The 20,298-nt window shown below is 32.7% G+C and carries 18 protein-coding genes; all 18 read right to left on the reverse strand.

Annotated elements, in window-relative coordinates:
• Positions 1-26 precede the first annotated feature (26 nt).
• The gene (locus AAGD44_RS07240) at positions 27-1,703 is read right to left on the reverse strand and encodes a proton-conducting transporter membrane subunit (protein ID WP_341763996.1); all 1,677 of its coding nucleotides are present in this window, start codon (positions 1,701-1,703) and stop codon (positions 27-29) included.
• A gap of 21 nt (positions 1,704-1,724) precedes the next feature.
• Positions 1,725-3,299, reverse strand: a complete 1,575-nt coding sequence (locus AAGD44_RS07245) for a proton-conducting transporter membrane subunit (RefSeq protein ID WP_410520981.1) — start codon at positions 3,297-3,299, stop codon at positions 1,725-1,727.
• 4 nt (positions 3,300-3,303) lie between these two features.
• Positions 3,304-4,797 (reverse strand): proton-conducting transporter membrane subunit, encoded by a 1,494-nt coding sequence (locus tag AAGD44_RS07250; RefSeq protein WP_341763997.1) that lies wholly within the window; start codon positions 4,795-4,797, stop codon positions 3,304-3,306.
• Positions 4,794-5,312 (reverse strand): cation:proton antiporter subunit C, encoded by a 519-nt coding sequence (locus tag AAGD44_RS07255; protein ID WP_410521015.1) that lies wholly within the window; start codon positions 5,310-5,312, stop codon positions 4,794-4,796. Before AAGD44_RS07255 ends, AAGD44_RS07250 begins: the two co-directional genes overlap by 4 nt.
• Before the next feature lie 129 nt (positions 5,313-5,441).
• Positions 5,442-6,191, reverse strand: a complete 750-nt coding sequence (gene virB9 / locus AAGD44_RS07260) for a P-type conjugative transfer protein VirB9 (protein ID WP_341763999.1) — start codon at positions 6,189-6,191, stop codon at positions 5,442-5,444.
• On the reverse strand, positions 6,192-6,887 hold the full coding sequence (locus tag AAGD44_RS07265; RefSeq protein ID WP_341764000.1) for a VirB8/TrbF family protein: 696 nt from the start codon (positions 6,885-6,887) through the stop codon (positions 6,192-6,194).
• A 26-nt stretch (positions 6,888-6,913) separates the two neighbouring features.
• Entirely contained in the window at positions 6,914-8,023 is a 1,110-nt protein-coding gene (locus tag AAGD44_RS07270; RefSeq protein WP_341764001.1) for a hypothetical protein, read from the reverse strand.
• Complete coding sequence (locus AAGD44_RS07275; protein WP_341764002.1) at positions 8,024-8,356, reverse strand: ferredoxin family 2Fe-2S iron-sulfur cluster binding protein; 333 nt, start codon at positions 8,354-8,356, stop codon at positions 8,024-8,026.
• Positions 8,357-8,400: 44 nt separating this feature from the next.
• Positions 8,401-10,206 (reverse strand): Fe-S protein assembly chaperone HscA, encoded by a 1,806-nt coding sequence (gene hscA, locus AAGD44_RS07280; protein ID WP_341764003.1) that lies wholly within the window; start codon positions 10,204-10,206, stop codon positions 8,401-8,403.
• Complete coding sequence (gene hscB / locus AAGD44_RS07285) at positions 10,197-10,697, reverse strand: Fe-S protein assembly co-chaperone HscB (protein WP_341764004.1); 501 nt, start codon at positions 10,695-10,697, stop codon at positions 10,197-10,199. The genes hscA and hscB overlap by 10 nt, the downstream gene beginning before the upstream one ends.
• Positions 10,698-10,872: 175 nt before the next feature.
• Positions 10,873-11,739: a hypothetical protein gene (locus tag AAGD44_RS07290; protein WP_341764005.1), complete on the reverse strand. Its 867-nt coding sequence runs from the start codon at positions 11,737-11,739 to the stop codon at positions 10,873-10,875.
• 223 nt (positions 11,740-11,962) lie between these two features.
• The gene (locus AAGD44_RS07295; protein ID WP_341764006.1) at positions 11,963-12,748 is read right to left on the reverse strand and encodes a hypothetical protein; all 786 of its coding nucleotides are present in this window, start codon (positions 12,746-12,748) and stop codon (positions 11,963-11,965) included.
• 24 nt (positions 12,749-12,772) lie between these two features.
• Complete coding sequence (locus AAGD44_RS07300; RefSeq protein ID WP_341764007.1) at positions 12,773-13,531, reverse strand: uroporphyrinogen-III synthase; 759 nt, start codon at positions 13,529-13,531, stop codon at positions 12,773-12,775.
• Between the two features lie 12 nt (positions 13,532-13,543).
• Complete coding sequence (gene lpdA, locus AAGD44_RS07305; RefSeq protein WP_341764008.1) at positions 13,544-14,941, reverse strand: dihydrolipoyl dehydrogenase; 1,398 nt, start codon at positions 14,939-14,941, stop codon at positions 13,544-13,546.
• Between the two features lie 197 nt (positions 14,942-15,138).
• On the reverse strand, positions 15,139-15,942 hold the full coding sequence (locus AAGD44_RS07310; RefSeq protein ID WP_341764009.1) for a methyltransferase domain-containing protein: 804 nt from the start codon (positions 15,940-15,942) through the stop codon (positions 15,139-15,141).
• Positions 15,943-16,113: 171 nt separating this feature from the next.
• Complete coding sequence (locus tag AAGD44_RS07315) at positions 16,114-16,794, reverse strand: lytic transglycosylase domain-containing protein (RefSeq protein ID WP_341764709.1); 681 nt, start codon at positions 16,792-16,794, stop codon at positions 16,114-16,116.
• A gap of 193 nt (positions 16,795-16,987) precedes the next feature.
• A complete protein-coding gene (ligA, locus tag AAGD44_RS07320) occupies positions 16,988-19,270 on the reverse strand; it encodes an NAD-dependent DNA ligase LigA (protein WP_341764010.1) in 2,283 nt (760 codons plus the stop codon).
• 42 nt (positions 19,271-19,312) lie between these two features.
• Positions 19,313-20,296, reverse strand: a complete 984-nt coding sequence (locus AAGD44_RS07325) for a polyprenyl synthetase family protein (protein WP_341764011.1) — start codon at positions 20,294-20,296, stop codon at positions 19,313-19,315.
• Positions 20,297-20,298 lie beyond the last annotated feature (2 nt).

The following is a 20,298-nucleotide window of genomic DNA, read 5'->3' on the forward strand; positions in this document are numbered from 1 at the left end:
TTAATTGCTAAATAAGAAATTGAAGTTTATAAAAAATTCATTATAGAGCTTAAATATATAGTAAGCATAATTAACAAAGTCATTACTATAAATAAACTGGCTGATAGATTATGTAAAGATTTTATTTTACGTAAAGTTTTTTTATCAATGCTGGTTAAAATATTATATTGAACTCCTACAGCAGAATGATCTTCAGATGGGATTTGGTGATAGTGGTATTTATAATAAATGCTGCGGCACATATTTTCAACCATACGGAATAAATCTATATTTATGCTAGTAGTTGAATGTCTAGAAACTATTTTGTTGACTATCTTGGCCAATAGAATTGCTATTAGAATTACTATTAGCTGTTCTATTATCTCTTCCCGATTTAGCTTATATAGTAATACGGGATATGATAAATTAAGTAATTTAAGGGTTTGCTCAAACCAGAAGCTAATAATAAAAGTAAATAGTAACATCGTAAATAAGCTAAGTTTAGTTAATATATTCAAATTAGGAGCAAAACCCCCAGTTACATTTTTATATTTCACCATAGAAAATATAGCTATAACAGTGATAATTTTTAAAAATAAAATAGCATAATAGCTTATGTCTTGACTCAAGCTGGATATTATAAAAAGTTTAGCAGTAAAGCTAGACACTATAGGAGCGGAAATTATTAACAAAATACTTAATATCAAGCTTGCTAATAATAAAGGATTTTTGATCGACCACCCTATTTTTAATTCTGAACAATTTTCTATTTGCTGTTTGTCTATCAATATTGCCGCATATAAACTAAATAAAGCCTTATAACATATATGAATAAATAAAAAAACAGTTACCCCTAAAGAGACCTGCTCTGATTTTGTGCCAATAGCAATTAGCATAAAGCCGAGCTGAGAGATCGTAAGGTAGCATATTACTCTTTTAATATTATCTTCAATACATGCATATATTCCGCTATAAAGGATCATTAATATCCCAAAAAATTTAAGTATTTCTAAGCCACTAAATAATTTGAGTATAATAATAATTGCTATTTTACTAGTAAAACTAATTAAATATACTATCCCTGAGCTTGAAGCATAAGGGTAGCAATTTACCATCCACCCAGAAAAAGGAGGGACAGCAACGTTAATTAGACAACCGCTAAGGATTAAAAGATAAAATATATTAGGGGTGGCTTCTATTAAGGCAGTTAAAGGAACAATTTGTATAGTAGAACTATGGGTGATGATATAACTAATGCCTATTAAAATTAGGCTACTTCCTAGTAAATGGGTTAAAAAATATTGTCTTGCTGCTATAAAACTATTTTTATGTTTCCCATAGAAAATTAATATACTTGCCAAGATCATCATAATCTCTAAAGCAACAAACAGAGAAATAAAATCGCCAGCGAATAGCCCCATTAGGGCAAAAAAAGAATAGGTGCTCCCTATTAAGACTTCAAATTTTCTCTTTTGACTAATTGCATATAAATTAGTAGCTAAGGTTATCATCATAAAAGCAAGACTTATTAATCTATTTTCCTTACTAATATTAACTAACAAATTGTCATAATACTCTACTATTATGTTTTCTTGAGTGAGTAATAATAAATAAATTACCGATAGTGGATAAATTATCGAAGTAATGTAAAATACAATATTATACTTGCCATATAATATATAAGTACAAAGAGGTAAGAAAATTAGCAGAAGAAGGTAATGCATGAAATTTATATATTTAATAGCTCAAGCAATATATATTAAAAACTTTTTAATAAAAATTTGTACAAAGTAAAATAATATTACCCCACTTGTGCAAATAATTAAACTAATAAATATTGGAGTAGGTAAGCTATGTTCTCGAGAAAGAGATGGCAGGTTATAGTCAATTGATGAGAATTTGGTGACATTGTTACTCAATGCTTGCCTATTATATATAGGCGTCACTCCATCGCTCCTAGCACCAAATTCTCCTGAATTGACTATATCATCTACCGGCTTATAAATAAATGATATTAGTTTTGTTAAATAGAGCGCTGAAAATAAAGTACTTAAAGCTAATATCGTTATCACTAATAGCTGGTCTTGCTGAACTGCTGCTAACATAATATAAAATTTACTGATAAAACCACCAAAAGGAGGGATACCTATCAATGATAAGCTGGCTAAAACAATAATAAAGCTGGTCTTCGGCATTTCTGCAGCCACCCCTAGAAGATCAGAAGCTTGGGCTGTCTTTTTTAAGCTATAGATACATCCCATTGCATAAAATAAACAAATTTTGGTAAAAGAATGAGAGCATAAATGTAAAATGGCTGCTCCCATAGACTTTGAAGTAAACATAAAAGCGCTAAGTAAAGCTATGCCTAATTGATTAATTGTAGAATATGCTAAGATCTTTTTAATGTTATTACTTTGTAGCGCTTTAAATGAGCTATATAATATAGTAAAGGCTGGAATCCAAATAGCAATATTTAAGTCAGAAAAAATAGTGTGTAAATATTTAAGCCCAAAAACATATAATAGAATTTTATAAATACAAAAAAGCCCCGATTTTACCACTATAACCGCGTGTAATAAGGCACTGACTGGATAATGAGCTACCATTGCTGCAGGCAACCATTGATGCATTGGTAATAATGCTGCCTTAGCTATCCCAAAAATAAACATAAAAAATAAAATCATTGCTTGAGCAGGTGAAAAGTAATTTGCCAAAAAGCCATGAGATATAAAATTGCCATGTCCTACCCTAGTATAAATAACCATTACAGCGGGTAGAAATAATATAGCTCCGGCTATTACCAATATTTTTAAGTATTTAGACATACCAGAGATAATTTTATCGCCCCCCGAATGGCCAATTAAAGGAGCAGTGGACAAAGTTAATATTTCATAAAAAGTAAACATAGTGAACAGATTTGAGGATAATGCTATCATTATTCCGGCTAAAACACTGAGATTTAAAAAAAACAGAAAGTGAGAGGAATTTCCAATAATATTAATCTTTAAATATTGGATAGTATAAATAAGTGCACAAATCCATAAAGTGCTTATTAAAGTGAGAAAAATCAGGCTTAGTGGTTCTAGGTGAAAACCCAGAGAAAAATTGCCTATTACGTTTACTGATAGTTGAACTCTAACTCCTTTTAAAAATAACCAATCAATAATTAGAATATTTATAAAAAAGAAACAGCTGATAATAATTAATAAGGAATTACGGCTTCTGCTATCACTCTTACTAATAAAAGGGGCGAGTAAGTTCAAAGTTGTTAGGAACAAGGTGGATAAAAGCAAAAAATCAGGCGTAATGATAGAGTTCACGTAACTACCCTCCTAGCCCTAGTAGAGTATTATTTACTACCATATTGTAGAAAATTTGCAGGCGGCCTAAATATATCACTAAGATAGCTTGTCCTATACTAATAATAGTCAGCCCATAATGATTAAGGGATGAGGGTATTGAGTCAGAAATATACTTACTGACGTTAGAACTCTTGCGCAATTCCAGAGGTCTGTTTTCTTCAAAAAATAGCTTTTTAGCAATTTTATAATGATAAAGATAGGCGAGGCAGGAGCTGATTATAATAACTATGAACTCAACCCATAGCTTTTTTAGTAACAATAATTCAATGATAGTAAGCTTAATAATAAACATCCCACTAATTGGTAAGCCACAACTACAAATTAAATTAAAGCCTACTAAAAAACGCCATAATAGTCCAACTTTTTTTAAATGAGCATAACCATATAAGTCGCTAATGGTAATTATTAGAAATAGGGCTATTTTATTGAGACTATCAGCCAATAAAAATGGAAAAATAATATTTTCGCCTTGCGGAATTCCTAGCAGTAGAAATACATAACCAATTTGAGCAGTCGCAGAATAGATAATAATATTTTTAATTTTTTGCCCTTTGAGAGCAAAGTAAGTACATAGTGTAATAGCAGACAAAGCTATTGGCTTAATAAAATATGGAAAAATATTAATAATAACATTGTAATCAATAACACAATGGATGAATCTCAGCACTATATAGATGCCTACGATACTAGAAATACCGGTAATATAAATAAGCATTACCGGAGCTACTGAATAATAGGCTCTAATCATCCAAAAATGCATAGGGAAAAGAGCAGTTTTAAGAAGCGCGCCAATTAAAAAAAAGCTGATAGAAATTACTATTGTTTTTGAATGGTAATTAGATTTTAAAAGTCCGGAAATATCAGTCATATTCAGGCTGCCAGTATAACTTAGCAAGAATCCAATGGCTATTAATATTAAAGTAGCACCAATAGTGCCGAGTATTAGATAATCGAAGGCGCCAATGGCTGCTTTCGGATTATTGCCTTGGGCCATTAACACATAAGTGCTCAGAGAAGATATTTCAATAAAAACATACAAATTAAACAGATCGTTAGTACTCAGTATGCCGAGGTAACCTGCGTGAGCAAATAATAAAATAGCATAAAATAATGATCGCCTTTTCTTGTCAATAAATTCTAGTACGGTTTCTTTAATTAATTTGTTGCAGAAAATTAAATAAAATAATATTACCCCATTAATATATATAATAAGAGGTTGGCTGAGGTAATCTAATTTATATTCGATTCCAATCGGTGCCGCCCAGTTACCAAAATTATACATAAGAGGAGCATTAATTGCCGACAGACCATAAATACTAAGAATTAAGCTTAGCCCAATTGAGAGGATTACTATTATTCGAGTAATAAATATATAACGGAAAGTTAATATCGAAAATAATGCACCAAACAGTGGAGAGAGAACTTGCAATACTGGGAAATGTTTAATTAATATCATTCACCCTCTATTTCAGTAAAATGAATTTTGGATTCAGATATAGTAGCAAATTGTCTAGAAATAAGATAAATCAATGCCAGGCCTACCGAGAAGGTAGCAAATCCTACAACAATAGCAGTCAACATTAATACTTGCGGAACTGGGCTTGAGTATTGATAATTATACGAGCCATTACCAATATTTGGAGTGCTAGTTGAAGGTTGCTGATAGTTTAAGCTGTTATTATTGTGAGCTGCAGCATTATTATCTAAGCTTTTTGCTGTTGATTGAACTCCATATTCTGCTTGTGGGGCGGGGTCTATATAGTGATCAAAACTACGTTCAATGGGTATAATGCCTCCATTAACTTTACCTAAAATAAGATAAAAAATTAATACAGAGCTTTGCATTATGTTGAGCCCTATAATTTTATGGACATAATTATCGCTAGTGAGCATTATAAATAAGCCAGCCGTTAAGACTAATAAGGCCAGAAAATACAAACTTTTTGATAAATATAGCGTCTCTAGAAACATTATCATTAACTCAAGAATATTAGGTTCTGTAAACATTTCTATCTAGGTTCTGTGAAGGTTTCTAGGTAATGAGTAGATTTATACTGCTCATTACCTAGAAACCTTCACAGAACCTAGCTCTTCTTCAAGTTAATATGGCTTAAATGCTTCATTATAAACACAAACTATTTTTTTGCCTAAGCGTATTGATAATTTGTGGAATACTTGCTCAACAATGACCATATTGGCATTGTCTTGTGCCAAGCGGTAATTTACCATAGATTCTCTTAAAGCATCATCGACTGCAAAAATGGCAGGTAATTCAGCGTTTTTATCTCTAAATTGCAAATAAGTATATATCCCATCATCAAAAATTTTAATTGGCGCGATTGATTCATTACCACTAATGGAATAATTAAAATTATATTTTTCAGGATGCCCTAAATCAGGGCTAGAGGAGGAAGAGGCCGTATAATTTTGTAAATAATCCCCCGCTTTGTCATCATCTGGATAAATAAATCTTAAATTAAATACCATTTCTGGATCTCTCATGTCCAAAGTTTCTGCTGCATATAATTCAAAAAAATAGGTTCTTTTATTAGTAATAATAGTCATGTTAGTGGTAGCATCTTGCTCTATGGGCTTAATAAAAATCCTATTCCCAGCTGGTACTATCTGCCAAGAAGTAGTATCCCCCATAGAGATGCTCGCTACTTCTTCGTCTTTGGCTAATTCTATACTAGCTTGATATCCATAATAACCAGTAAATTTGAATACATCATCAGGGTTATATACCATGACCCTGATCCTGCTATCTACAGGCATTGGTCTAGATTCTCTTACTGCTAATACAGTATTGACAAAAAATATTAACGTAAAAAATACTATTAGCTTCTTCATTTATTTATTACTTTTATCTTCTATTAACTTTAACTTATAGCTAGTAACAACAAAATTAAATTTTGAGTTTGGGGGTAGATGTATATTTATTGGATCTATTTCAAAGTTGATCATGGCCTGCCATACCATATTTTCTAAAATTTCATTTGAAATATTTTTAACTAACGAAGTAAACTTAACTTCCACTTTATTATTTTTATGATAAGTAACTGATCCTATTTCAATAGAACGTCTAAAATTTTTCTGATAGCGCATTACTGGTGATATCGGATTGTCAATATTCATAAAATTAACAAATTGTAGAAAAACTATACGCGTAGAGTTGCTCTGGATAAACTGAAACTGCGAACGTAGTAAGTCATAATCATATGACTCCCGATGTATTAGATAGTTTCTCAGCATAATATCCGCAATAGAACTCAGAGGATCATTCTTGACATCTTTCGCATTGGTTATTGTAGCATTGTTAAATGTTTCAGAAGCAATGGCATATCTCACTTGGCGTTCTATGGGTAGTAAATTATTTAAACTAATACCTATCACTATAAATAATATTAATACTATACTAGAGAAGAATAGTAATACTGTCCTCTGTACAAGAGGGTATAGATAAGTAACATTATACCATTCCCTGGAATCAACGAAATATTGACCAGATTTAATGTAATCCTGTACCGAACTTAATAGCTTATCCATTATATTAAAACTTCTCTAATGTCTGCTTAATCTATTTGCTTTGTTTCTTCTATTCCATCTATAGGATTTTCGGGCTCATTTTGATTATTATTACCTTTATTTTCTTCTAAATTAAACTCTAGCAGATTAATTGCTCCTATGTAAATCCCTTGCTTAGAAAAATTAATATCGAGTTTTATTTTTTCTTGTGGAGCTAATTGGTCTCCTTCAGCCTTAACTATTGATGATGGTCTGACATTAGCTGCTTGCTCAATTATTATTTTAAGGATTTTTTTAGGCAATAGCAAATTGCTCGGGATTAATGCTTGAATCACATTATGGTAATTAGTTAATTCAAAAGATAACTTCCCAGTAGGTAATTTAGTATCTGTAAGTTTCAAGCCTCCGGTTAAATATATCTGTGCATTATCATCACAGTTAAGTTGCAGGTGATTAATATCTAAACTTTTGAGAGTGTCTACCTTAGTATGTTCATCCTCCAAAATATTGGTAAGTATAGAAAAGTTAAGAGCTGCTTTTTTAAAATTAAAAAAATCGTTTAAAGCAGAATATACTAAACCTACTTGTAATAAGATATCGTGTCCGCTGGTTGCCTTAATTTGGCTAATTAAAAAATATAAATCGGCAATATTAGCAATTTCTTTATCTGTATGGGTGATAGATAATAATTTATTATTTATTTGCAACAATTTTATCATCGATTGCAAACGGTCTGTATTTAAGAACTGATATATAGGCTTATTAAATTTAACCAATGCTGTAATAGGATCGATTGGTTTTACGATATATTCAAGCTTATTTTGCTCAATATTCTCTACTTGTATAATATCTTTAGCTAAAACCACCTTGGCTTTTTTAAAACTCAAATCCAGAATGAAAGTTATTTGATCGGTAGTTATTTCCTTCGAATTAATATGGTCAATAAACTTTATGGTTGGTGCAGTTAGAAGAATTTGTAAACGTCCAGGGAAACCTGAGACTTTGATTTGTTTATAAGATAGTTTGATATTATCTGTTTCTGAATTGTTTATTGCAGTTGCAATGTTGCCTTTAATAATATGGGCAGTAGCAAACCACGCTACACTATATAATAAAAATGTAAAAAATAAAATTTTACGAATCACTGTGATACTCAATTATAAATTAATATTACGGGTAGAAGAGGGTAAGAAAACCCTTAAACCATCGAGTTCTTCATTAATAATAATCTGACACCCTAACCTGGAAGTATGGGTAAGACCAAAAGCTAAGTCAAGCATATCTTCCTCTGCTTCTGAAGGATTTTTTAATTTGTTGTAAAATGCCTCATCTATAATCACATGACAGGTTGCACATGCTAAGGATCCTTCGCAGGCGCCTTCAAGATCTATATCATTTTGGTGAGCAATTTCTAAAATAGACAGCCCTAAAGGTGCCTCCACTATTTTTTCTGCACCTTCTTTATCAAGCACGAAAATCACTTTTGGCATTAATTATTTTCCTCAACTATTTTTTGACTTATGCAGAAAGTATATTATATATCTTCAATATGCTTACCTTTCAATAGATCTTCAATAACATTATTTAATCTATGGGAGATTATTGGTTCGGTAATCATCTCAAAATTTTGACGTAATCCTATAATGTAATTACGGTCATTTGACTTTAAGGATTCTCTAAAAACATGAATAGCCTGGCTAATTTTTTCTATTTTTTCTGCTTCAAGCAAGCTTCCTATTTCTTGAATTGCCTTCTCTATATTATATATTAAAGACTCAGAATGTATTATGGTTTCTTGCAATAATTTCCTATTATGATCTTCTGACGCATTTTGATAGGCATTTTCTAGAATTTTAGTAATTTCATCTTCACTTAAACCATAACTCGGTTTTACAGAAATAGTGTGGGAGACCCCACTATTTTTTTCTAAAGCTGCTATCGATAATATCCCATCAGCATCAATAGAAAATGTTACTTCAGTTCTTACTCCTCCTGCCTTCATTAAAGGTAGTTCTAGCTCGTATCTTGCTAGAGACCTACAATCTGTTGCCATTTCTCTTTCCCCTTGCACTATATGCAATTTCATAAAGTGCTGGTTATCCACAGAAGTGGTAAATTCTTTGGTGATAGATATCGGTATAGGGGTATTACGCAGGATAAGCTTTTCTGTAATACCGCCATTTAGTTCAATACCTAGTGATAAAGGTACAACATCTATTAATAAGGAATTAATATTTGCAGTAGTCAAATTTTCTGCCTGCAAAGCTGCTCCCCAGGCTATTGCTTTATCAGGATTAATATCAGAAAAAATAACAGTATTAAATGTTTGTTCTAAAATTTTATTAATCAAAGGTATACGAGTTGAGCCCCCAACAAGAATAATGCCAGAAAGATTAATCTTTCCAGCATCTTGTAAAGTATCTAGAGTAATATTTATGGTTCTTTGCACTAAGGGCAATATTAAATGCTCAAAATTTTCGCGATTTAATTCTAAGGTTTTGCCCTCCAATACTCCACTAAATTGATCATGGAAACTGAGTGTTTCTTTAGCGGTTTTTGCCAGGTTCATTAATTCTTGGCACTCTGCTAGTTTATATTTATTACAAAAATAGTGCATCACTAAATGATCAATGTCATCGCCTCCTAAAACATTATCTCCCCCTGTGGCAATAACTTGTAATACGCCGGTTTGCATGTGCAAAATTGATACATCAAAAGTGCCGCCTCCTAGGTCATATACTAAATAACACCCTTCCGTTTTCTTATTTAAACGATAAGCATAAGCCGCAGCTGTGGGCTCAGCAATTAACCTTAACACCTCAAACCCAGCAATTTTTGCTGCCAATATTACTTCCCCTCGTGCCGCATCATTAAAATGAGCAGGGACAGTAATGACTGCTTTATTAATTTCGCAATTTAATTTGCTAATAGCTTGTTTTTTTAAATAAATAAATATTTGGGCTGCTAATTCGGGTATAGTCATGGATTGACCCGCAAATTTAATACGTAAAGTTTTTCCGTCTAAATCAAGATACTCCTTGACCAACCCAAAGAGCGATGGATTAGCTTCTAAATCAGGAAGTTTTTTACCAAATAATCTTTTGATCGAATGAATATTCCTTATTGTTTTGCTACTGGCCTCCCCAATAATAAATTCCCCCGCATGAAATCCTATAATTGATGGGATAAGCTCTCTAGATTTCTCATCTGCAATCACCTTTGGGACTTGTCCTTGAGAAAACGCCAGTAACGAATTTGTGGTCCCAAAATCAATTCCTACTGCTAGATGCTTATTATCCTCTTGCTGCGTCCCCGGCTCACTAATTTCTACTATTTGCATGAGTTAATTTTTAATTGGATACTGTTAATCAAATTCCTAAGATATTTTAGTTGTATAGTGAAATCAAGAGCAGACTGCATATCGTGATTTCTAAAGGCTACTGTTAAAGATTGAATAAATTGTTGTTGCTTAAGCATTTTATTTTCTAAAATATATTTTAGCTGCGATAATTCCTGGGTATTTTCGACCAATTCTAAGTTAAGCCATATGTCATTTAATTGTGCCTCAGTCATTCTTTGCCTGATTTGTGTTTCATTCAGGTGAATATTATTTAAAAGTAAAAGATGTTCAGCACGCATTAAATCATCTTTAAGAACTTGATAAGCTTTGTTGAGATCAATAGACATAGCTAAATTGTGTTGCTTTTCTTGTATGAGTTTAGTCTTATCTGGATGATACTTTAACTGCATAGCAAAATATTGAACATTTAAAGTATTTAAATCAATGTCATATTTTTGTTCTATATCAAGTAATTTAAAATAACTGATCATATCACTATATTCTTACTATAGAATCGAGGTTATTATATACTAAAAAATAATTAAATGTTAGAAAAACATTCTGAAGATTAAGTGGAGATCTTCTAATATTTCTCCACTGCAAGAGTGAAATTGTCATGCTGATTCATACGTAGAGTATGGACTCAGTATGATCGCTACAAAAGATTCAAAGCGTCCTGTCCTCTATTATAGTAGGTAAAGTTTTAGGCTCAAAAGATATAAGATCAGGTGAATGCTTGAGGCATTGGACCTTATCAGGCAGATCTAGGTATGCTGCTATAGCTAAAAATAACCCTAAATGATGTTCTGGATCTACTAAAGTTGCTAAGTCTTCATAAATTTTTAAAGGCGGCATTGGGAAAAATCTGTGATATAATTCTACAATCTCAAACGTCGGATTGGCTATGAAAGCATCTTTAAGCATTTGAATATCAAGATTTTGCTTACTAGAATAATTTAATGTTAAATAAAGACGCAACGCTTCATAATAGGAAGGTACTATAGTTAAAGCGATTTCTAGATAATAGATGGCCTTTTTAATATCTTTCTCATCTAACATATTCTGTGCGGCGAGCGTGTAATAATAGGCTAATTTATTTTTTATCGGTTCGAATTTTGTTCGGTTAATTCTATTAAACTTACTGGTAATGAAAGTAAGCTTTTCCCATTCGCAAAGCTTAAAATAGCAATCAATCAAAATCTCTAAGGTATTTATATCATACTCATTTAAATAAAAAGAGCGGATAGCATAATTTTCAGCTTCTTGATACATTCCCTTTTGATAAAAAATTTGTGCTAATCTTTGAGGGGCAAAACCAGGAGATAATTTTTGTTCTAGTTCTTGCAAATATTTTATTTGTTGTTCTGGATCTTCTTCGGTTTCAGCTAGAAGTAAAGTATAGAAAATTTGATTATCACCTTTGAGAGGAGATTTTATTCTTTTAATAAAATTTCGGGTCTTTGCTTTATCCCCTATAATAAATGCGCCCATAGCTTTCATCAGCTGCTCAGTAGTATTATGAGCTTGGCGCATTAGGAAGCGAGTCTTAATATGTAAGGGGATGTCGAGGATTAAAAATATAATCTTGAGGGCACTAAAACTAATAATCGCCGATAGTATATATATCACAATAAAAGTAAAAAAAGTGCTTTCTATATGATAATCATAGACGTTGATCGTTAATATTGAATCAAGCTGATTTAATAGGGAAAACCCCAAATATAATAATAGAAATATGATACAAATTATTAACAGCCTAATCATTAGTTTGCTCTATAAATTTTTGTTGGAATTTTTGGGAATAAAAATAATTAATCAAAAAATCTAACTGCGTCATTATTCTATGTTTTAAAATTTCTTGATCTTTATGGAGCAAGGTTGTTCTTTCTACCTTAATAAATTTTTCTAGCCAACAAGTATAGAGAGGGAAAATTTTCTCTATCTTTGCATTGTTATTAAATAAATAATGTTCATGATAATTTAATAATTCTTCTAGGATATTTTGAATGTCTGGCGGTAATTCTATCTCCTGGATTTTATATATTTGCTCCCTATAATGTTTACCCTGTAAAAAATTTGCGGTGAGAAGATTTATAGTCATTAAATAATTACGGTAATCATTTTGAAAGGTGGAAACCGATTTGGTATTCTTATGGGGTAAGCTATTAGGGGAGTTTGCTGATAAATCGGGAGCTTTAATTAGTTCATCTCTGTGAAGAGTATTTTGGTGTTCATTAATGTTTTGTAAATGCCCTGAATAAGGAGCTATTACTGCTTCTACTATATTAGTGCCTAATGTTGAATTATTATAATTGTCTGCCAGTTTTGGAGTAGGGGTTAGTTTTTGGGCCGTAGAATCTGGAACAATGTCTTGCTCAGCAGTTTCATTTGTAGAATTGTGTGTTTCAATAATCCTAAATACCCCTAACTGATAAAAAGCCATATAGCCTATAGCAATAGTAAATACCATAATAAGAATTACTGTAAAAATAATAGGGCTATTGCGACGAACCTTTAACACTTCATTCTCAGCCTTGTTCATTATTCCTCTTAATTATTCAAGATATTAGATGTTTTTGCCCGGCATACTACCGCACTGCGAGGTTAATAATGTTAACATTTCTTCGGGCTGCCCTCCATTACAATAAATCACATTTTTTGTAAAAAATCTAATAATAGTTGCCACTTTTTCACTGATAGTAATAACTTTAGTAGAAAAAAACAATTCTAATAAATTATTTTGCTTTAATAAGGTAACAAGAGTTTTAGCACTGTTCTGTGAATATAATAAAATATAATCCACTCCTTTTTTGATTTCTTCTATGTGGTGCAAGGTATTAGCATATTGGACTTCATAAATAATTTGTCGCTTAATGGCGCTAGGTAAATCTTGAGTGATTTCATTAGAGGACAGATATATGCTTTGTTTATAAAGCTGCGGGGGGATATTTTCTATCAACTCTTGTATATTTTGAGCCTTATAAGCTATGGTAAAATTATGTTGCCCCAGAATTATATTAGAAGAGTCCCCTACCACCCAAATTTTTTTAATGGGATTTTGATGCTGTAAGTTTGGCTGTTGGTTAAACTGTGAAACAAAAAGTTTAGTGGCCACTTTACTAGTAATAATTATGTTATTATAATCGTATAAAATAGCAGAGTTAAAACCTAATTCTCTATATTTTATTAAGGGAGAACAAATATATTTAAATTTTGGCCTTTGATTGAGCAGCTGCTCTTTATCCGAAGCAAAATTCTTACTCTCTAACATTCTAATAATATCATCATTATCTTCAGCGCTTCTGGTTAATAATACAGATTTCATAATTTCGAGATTTCATATATTAATAGTTCTTTTTTCGATAGCTAAGGCTGCTTCTTTGAGAGCTTCACTTAAAGTAGGATGAGCATGGCACGTCCTAGCGATATCTTCGGAAGAAGCTCCAAATTCCATAAAGGCTACCATTTCGGCAATTAGAGTGCCAGCATCCGGGCCAATGATGTGAGCTCCCAGCACTTTGTCGGTATGGCTATCTGCTAATATCTTTACCATTCCATCAGTAAAACCTGTGGTGCGCGCTCTACTATTAGCTAAAAATGGGAATTTACCTACTTTATATTCTATCTTTGCTTCTTTTAATTGTTCTTCTGTAAACCCAACACTTGCTACCTCTGGCCAAGTGTAAATTACACTCGGAATAAGATTATAGTTCACGTGCCCAGCTAAGCCAGCCATTATTTCCACCGCAGCTATAGACTCTTCCTCTGCTTTATGAGCTAGCATTGGTCCGGAAATCACATCTCCTACCGCATAGATATTAGCTATGGTTGTTTGGAAATGCTCATTAACTACAATTCTATTTTGTTTATCTAATTCGAGGGCTAATTTATCTAACCCTAAATTTATGGTATTAGCTTTCCTTCCCACTGCCAGTAATACTATATCAGCAGTGATTTGTTGAGTCTTACTATTTTTTAAGTCTTGGAGCTGTAATGCCACTTTTCCTGCGGTCTTTTCCGCTGATATGACTTTAGTATTCAGACGTAATTCGATAGATTGTTTTTGTAATATTTTAGAAAATTGGTTAATAATTTCCTTATCTAAAGCGGGTACAATGCTATCCGCATATTCTATAACTGTTACTTGCGATCCAAGTCGGTTCCATACTGAACCTAGCTCTAACCCGATATAACCACCACCAATTACTACCATCGTTTTGGGTATTTTAGTCAGATTTAAAGCGCCAGTTGACGAAACAATTAATTCTTCATCAACGACAATATTAGGGATTTCAATAATCTCTGAGCCAGTAGCAATTAAAATGTTTTTAGCTGAAATTTGTGTGCTTGTCTTCTCATTATTGATTTCCACAATATTACTCGAGAGAAGTTTAGCTGTGCCATTTATTTGAGTAATTTTATTTTTGGCAAATAAGCTTTCTATCCCTTTACATAATTCTGCTACTACTTGATTTTTTTTAGACATCATTTTGTGTAAATCAAGTGTAGCACTAGCTGTAATCCCTATATCAGAAAATTTGTGCATTACTTCATAATATTTTTCTGAAAAATTTAACAGGGCTTTTGAAGGAATACATCCAACATTTAAGCAAGTACCACCAAGGGTAGCTCTTTTTTCTACACAGGCAACTGTCATGCCTAGTTGCGCGGCTCTTATTGCGCCGGTATAGCCAGCTGGTCCGCTTCCAATTACGATTAAGTCAAATTCTTGCATATTAGTACCATTAAAATCATAGATTAGACTTCTTTCGAAACTCGCATTGCGTAGGGAATTTGAAGGAAACTCTTCGCTCCAAACCGCAGTGTACGGTAGTAGTATGTGAGGATTTGAGCCTAGATTCATTGTCCCAATTACTAGCAAAAGTAGAGTGTCAAAAGAAGTCTATTGATATAAAGACAGAAAAGTAGTAGTCAGTCAATAGGCTTAATTAATTTGATAGTATTTTTATTAGGAGCAGCAATAAAATTAATAATATTAATTTGTTCATAAAAAGGCAGAGAATCATCTTGTAATATAGAAAATATTTGTTTTGGGATAGCATAATGTACTTTATTACTGAAGGCAGCCGATTCCCCAATATTTTTTAATTCTCTAATAAATTCTAAAGGGCTTGGATAGGTTAGGGGGATATTTTCGTAATCGACTATGAGCTCTTGAAAACCTGCCTGCGAGAGAAGGGGAGTGACATGATCAAAATGGATAAAAGGCGACACATGAGAGTAGCTAGGGAGCTTTGCGGCTATTTCTGCTTCAACAAATTTTTTTTTAAGCATTTTTAAGCTGTTACCCCCGACAAAATTACCGATAAATATCCCATTGTCTTTTAACAAAAATCTAATTTGTAATAAAAATTTTTGGACATCATTAATCCAATGTAATCCTAAAGAAAAGGTGATCAGATCAAAACTAGCAGCTGGAAATGGTAAATTTTCTTCATCCACTAATAGCTTGCGATTATGCCCCACAGACTCAAGCAGACTATAAGATGAATCAGCTGCAATAATTATAGACTTGTTATAGTTTTGTGCTAGTAGGTTAGTTAACTGCCCTGTTCGGCATCCTAAATCTAAAATATTAGCAAAATCTTGGTCAATACAATTTAAGCGTGTAATAATATCTTCTGCCGACTGCTGGAAATATAGACATTTTTTGATAGTGTTGACACTGTTATTACGGTTAGCTTTTAGCTTTTCCCTATCAAATATAATCTTCATGTTGAAATTAATAACTTTTTCGCGCTCACTATCTAATCGCTGCGCTCTGCGGATTAGTAGTGGGGTCCTAATTGAGGTTCAAATTCGTTAGACTTGCTGCTTATTTTTGATTTTATATGAGGTATTATTATGTGTTATTATTCCAAAGAAGTCTATAAAAATCCTATCGAATTAAGGTTCATTATACTTACTAGGAATGGCTACCATCATATTACTTTGATACTTTCGGAGGTTTTTTTGAAAAGAAGTAGAATCCGCAAAGGAGGTTATAGAGATTGTACTACTTTTAGGTTGGGTAGTTATTTTATTATAATAGTTCCCACTCTCAGGTAATTTAATCGAATTTTTGTATAGGGGCATATTATTTGCGATCCTAATTACATCCTGTTGATATTTTGTACCACGCTTAGGGGTGCTAGAGTGATAATGGGCTATTGCTTTATGCCAACTACCTAGCTGATCATATTTAGCCTTAAGGAATTTAGCTGAATACGCAATGTTATATTTAGGATCAAAGGCTTGGCTTAATGAATTAAAAGCATCTAAATGATGTTTTAAATTGATTTGCATGCAACCTACATCAATATTTTCTTTCCCACTAATAATTTGTTTTTTGACAAATAATATAGCTTCCCTTTTAGTATTAAAATGATAACCACGGCCCTCCACATTGACTGTCCAGGGCCATACAATCATTATTTTATGTGTAGTATGTTTTCTGGCAGATTCTTTTAAAGCAATTGAGTGAAGGGTATTGCGTGGGATGGTATGTTTTGCTTCAAAATAAGGGAATAACCTTGAGCATTTATGCGATTCTGCGATTTCTTGATCAGTATCCGCATATGAAGACATTGGAACAAGGAAAATTAAATATATTGATAAGCTTAATTTAATAGACACGTATTCTCTTTATGCCCCTTAAGAGATATAAAAATTTTAATAATCTACCATATTAAAAAATTTTATATAATGCAACTTTAACAACGCGATATCAATATTAAGCAAGCTCGGTGTGACATTTTAACCAATAAGCCTAACATATAATTTACGCCCCTGAATTCACTATTTTTAACCATTCCTCTTCATATATAATTTTAATACCTAATTCTTTAGCTTTTTTGAGCTTGCTACCCGCATCCGCTCCCACTATTACCAAATCGGTGTTAGCCGAAACACTGCTGCTCACCTTTGCTCCTAGCTGTTCTCCCTGTAGCTTTGCTTCCGCCCTAGAGATATTTAATAAAGTACCAGTAAATATTATTACTTTTCCCGTTAAAGTAGAGGGGTTAGGTTGTGTATTATAATCTTGTATTGTTAAGATTTTACTAAGTTTGTAAATAATTTCTCTATTTTCTTTAATGTCAAAAAAATTAATAATATCCATCAGAGTTTTATCGCCTATTCCTTCTAAGTCATTTAATTTTTTGTAATTTGGTTGATCTAATGCCTCCTTTAAAGTAGCATCTGAGGGGCTATTATCTAAAGCTGATATTTCTTGCAGCAAGGACTCCATAGTAACAATAAAATTAGTATAGGTTTGAAACTCTTGCGCTAACAGTTTAGCATTCTGTTGCCCAATATGGCGTATTCCTAGGGAATAAATAAATCGATTTAAGGAAACAGTTCGGGATTTTTCAATATTTACCAATAGGTTTTCTACCGATTTTTTGCCCCACCCTAACATGTTTTCCAGTTTGACTAAATTTTGTTCATTAGACTTCTTGTCCCGCTCGTATTGCGATGCTAATTGGGACAGTGAATCTGTGCTCGAATCCTTATCTATCCCCGAGTGTGCTGGGGGGTGGAGCAAAGAGTCTCCTTCCAGTTCCTCGCTCGATATGCGCTGGAAAAATGGTCTATTGTTCTGGTGCAAATAGAAAATATCTACCGGATTTTTTATCAAAGATTTTTCTAGTAAAAACTGGATCTGTTTTCTCCCTAACCCTACTATATCTAGGGCGTGTTTAGAGACAAAATGGCAAATTCTTTCATAATTCTGCGCCGGGCAATTTAATCCGTTATCACAACGGATTATTATTGCTTGTTCATAATGTAAATGCGACCCACAAGAAGGGCAAGTAGTGGGTAGAGTAATTGGTGGGGTAGAATGGCGTTCACGTTTAGTGAAATCTACGGAAATAATTTGTGGAATCACATCACCAGCTCTTTGCAGGAACACATAATCCTTGACTCTGATATCTTTTCTGATGATTTCTTGATAGTTATGTAAGGTAGCTCTTGCGACTGTCACTCCGCCAATAGCAAGTGGTTCTAATATAGCTACCGGCGTGAGCACTCCTGTTCTACCTACTTGTATATTGATATTCATGAGCTTAGTTTGACCAATTATTGCCGGAAATTTATGAGAAATAGCAAATCTAGGACTTCTGGCAATAAATCCCATACGTTGTTGTAGCGCAAAATCGTTAAGCTTATATACTACCCCATCAATTTCGTACGGTAATTGATCACGCAAGGCGGTTAAATGTTCATAAAATGATTTGATATCTTCTAGGTAATAAGCTAATTTGCTTACCTCATTCACCATAAAGCCTAATTCTTTTAACTTTTGTAGTAAAATATCCTGGGAAGGAGCAATTTTTTCACTTGCAGCACCTAGGGCATAAACAAAATATTTTAATGGTCTACTTGCAGTAATAGTAGGATTTAGTTGTCGAAGTGAGCCAGCAGCTGCATTGCGGGGGTTAGCAAATTTATCCTTTTGCAATAATTCTTGCGCTTGATTTAATAATATAAAATCTTCTTTATTTATATAAACTTCTCCCCTGACTTCTAGTAATTTAGATGAGGAAGTAAGGTAATGAGGAAAATCTTTAATAGTTTTAATATTTTCGGTAATATCCTCTCCGATAAACCCGTCTCCTCTGGTAGAAGCAATTTTAAGCTTTCCTTCTTCATAAATAGCAGAGAAAGATAAACCATCAATTTTAGGCTCGCAAAAAATAGGGGGCAAATCATTTAAGCGCAAAAAATTCTTAACTTTGTTGATGAATTCGGTTATATCTTGCTCATCAAAGGCATTGCTTAAGGATAGCATTGGTACTAAATGCTTTACTTTAGAAAATTTGTCTGAATTGCTGCTCCCCACCTTTTTAGATGGGCTATTTGGCAGGATGAGGTGAGGGAACTTTTTTTCAATCTGAAGGTTGAGATTAAATAATTGATCATATTGCGCATCCGAAATTATTGGCGCATCCTCCTGATGATAGGCTTTATTATGTTTTTCTATTTCAGTTGCTAGGGTCCTTAACCACTCTTTTGCTTCTGGTTCTGAAATATGCTCAATACTAGCTGGTATATCTTTCATATATATTTTATGTAATTGATACTGCTCTTATCTTCATACTTTTTAATATGACCTATTTAAGAGAAAGTCTCCTAATAACTTTAAGTGATCTTTATAAATATTTTGGAGAGAAATTTGATTCAGTAACTTATTCACTTCATGATTCAGATTTTCTAGATAATTCATCACTTGAGATTTAATATTATGTCTTACCATTAAATCTCTTATTATTTTGAATTCTTGCTCAGTTCTGGTATTAGCTTTAAGCATAGAGGCAATTTTTAACTGCCAATCATGATCTAGCTTTTTATATAAAAAAATTAAGGGTAAGGTGACTTTGCCCTCTAAAAAATCATCTCCTATATTCTTACCAAGTATCGTGCTATTTCCTAAATAATCAAATAGATCATCAAGAACTTGAAAAATATTGCCTAAAATTTTGCCAAAATCATGTAAAATTTTGCAAATATCATCAGCCTGATTAGCAATGCGAGCCCCTGCTTCACAGGCTGCCCCAAATAATTCAGCAGTTTTGGCTAGAATAATTTCCTGGTACTCCATTTCATCAATAATCCTTCTCTCATTTAACTTTACTAGCTGTGCTACTTCACCTTGAGATATAATGGCTGAAGCTTTTGCTAAAGCTTTCATAGCTTTAATAGAATCGGTATCTACCATAAGCTGAAATGATTGGCTAAATAAAAAATCTCCTACTAAAATGCTGGCTTTACTTCCCCAAATAACATGTGCTGTGGGCTTAGATCGCCTCATATTACTCTCATCTACTACATCATCATGCAGTAAGGTGGCGGCATGAATAAATTCGACTGCCGCTGCCAGTTTAATATTATTCTCCCCATTATACCCAAACATTTTACTAGTTAAAATTGTTAATATAGGCCTAATTCTTTTACCTCCAGCTTCAAGTAAATGCTTTCCCACTAATGTTACTAGCTCTTCTTTAACGGATAAACGACTTATAATAATCTCATTTAATCGCGAAAGTTCAACTGCTAAGTTTTGATGTATTGTTGTTATAATATCCAATT

The sequence above is a fragment of the Candidatus Tisiphia endosymbiont of Beris chalybata genome (assembly GCF_964026555.1).
GTDB lineage: Bacteria > Pseudomonadota > Alphaproteobacteria > Rickettsiales > Rickettsiaceae > Tisiphia.